The 1,700-nt window shown below is 61.8% G+C and carries 1 protein-coding gene; it reads left to right on the top strand.

The genetic code is table 11. The features are described 5' to 3' along the window. A partial coding sequence (locus ACPYOJ_RS34385; protein WP_481420227.1) for an IlvD/Edd family dehydratase occupies positions 1 to 1,460 on the top strand: 1,460 nt, incomplete at its 5' end. Positions 1,461 to 1,700: the final 240 nt, after the last annotated feature.

The following is a 1,700-nucleotide window of genomic DNA, read 5'->3' as shown; positions in this document are numbered from 1 at the left end:
ATCTCGGCCTTGTCGAAATTCTCTACGGCTATCCGCTCGATGGCGTCGTGCTAACGACCGGCTGCGACAAGACCACGCCTTCGGCGATCATGGCCGCCTCGACCGTCGATATCCCGGCCATCGTTCTTTCCGGCGGGCCGATGCTCGACGGCTGGCATGAAGGCGAGCTGGCGGGCTCCGGCATGGCGATCTGGCGGTCGCGGCGCAGGCTCGCGGCGGGCGAGATCGACGAGGAGGAGTTTCTGCAGACGGCGCTCGATTCCGCACCGTCTGTTGGTCATTGCAATACGATGGGCACGGCGTCGACGATGAACGCCCTTGCGGAGGCGCTCGGCCTGTCGCTGACAGGCTGCGGCAATATCCCCGCCGCCTATCGCGAGCGCGGCCAGATGGCCTATCGCACCGGACGACGCGCCGTCGAGATCGTTTTCGAAGATCTGAAGCCGTCGGATATCCTGACGCGCGAAGCCTTCCTCAACGCCATCCGCACCAATTCGGCAATCGGCGGCTCCACCAATGCGCAACCGCATCTGGCGGCGATGGCAAAGCATGCCGGCGTCGAGCTTCATCCCGACGACTGGCAGGTCCACGGCTTCGATATCCCGCTGCTTGCGAATGTCCAACCGGCCGGCGCCTATCTCGGCGAGCGCTATCATCGCGCGGGCGGCACGCCGGCGATCATGTGGGAACTGCTGCAAGCCGGAAAGCTCGACGGGAACTGTCGGACGGTGACCGGCAGGACGATGGCCGAGAACCTGGAAGGCAGGGAGGCACGCGACCGCGAAGTCATCCGGCCGTTCAACGAGCCACTGAAGGAGCGGGCGGGTTTCCTCGTGCTCAAGGGCAATCTCTTCGATTTCGCGATCATGAAGATGAGTGTGGTCTCGGAGGATTTTCGCAAGCGCTACCTGCAAGAACCCGGCCACGAAGGCATATTCCAGGGCAAGGCGGTCGTGTTCGACGGCTCTGAGGACTACCACAAGCGGATCAACGATCCGGCGCTCGACATCGACGAGAACACTATCCTCGTCATCCGCGGGGCAGGCCCGATCGGCTGGCCGGGATCAGCCGAGGTCGTGAACATGCAGCCGCCGGATCGTCTCCTGAAACGCGGTATCCGCAGCCTTCCGACGATCGGCGATGGCCGACAGTCCGGGACTGCGGACAGCCCCTCGATCCTCAATGCCTCGCCGGAGAGCGCGGCCGGCGGGGGTCTCGCGTGGCTTCGTACCGGTGATATCATCCGCATCGATTTCAATCAGGGCCGTTGCGACATGCTGGTCGATGTGGCCGAGATCGAACGCCGGAAAGGGGATGGCATTCCACCGGTGCCGCCGGACGCCACACCATGGCAGCGTATCTACCGCCGGTCGGTCAATCAGCTTTCTGAAGGTGCGGTTCTTGAGGGAGCACCGGAATTTAGGGGGATTGCAAAATTTCCACCGCGCCACAATCATTAGACGCAAGCGTTAAGGAATTGGGCACCCTATAACCAATTCGATAGTCCCAAAGTATATTCGTTAATGTGGGTTTGAGACGGTACTATAAGTCATCGCATCTGCTTTAAGGCTGAGACCGACTGCCTATGACGAAAACGACCCGGTCGGAGCAAGAATTCCAGGATCTCCTGAGGCGCCTCGAGCTCGCGCTCGACGCGTCGCAGATCGGCGTTTGGGACCATAATGTGCGCACCAATGAGA

This window comes from Rhizobium sp. SVR5-9E (assembly GCF_056755095.1).
Note: the sequence above shows the minus strand (reverse complement) of the source record. Positions and strands in the feature narration are given on the sequence as shown.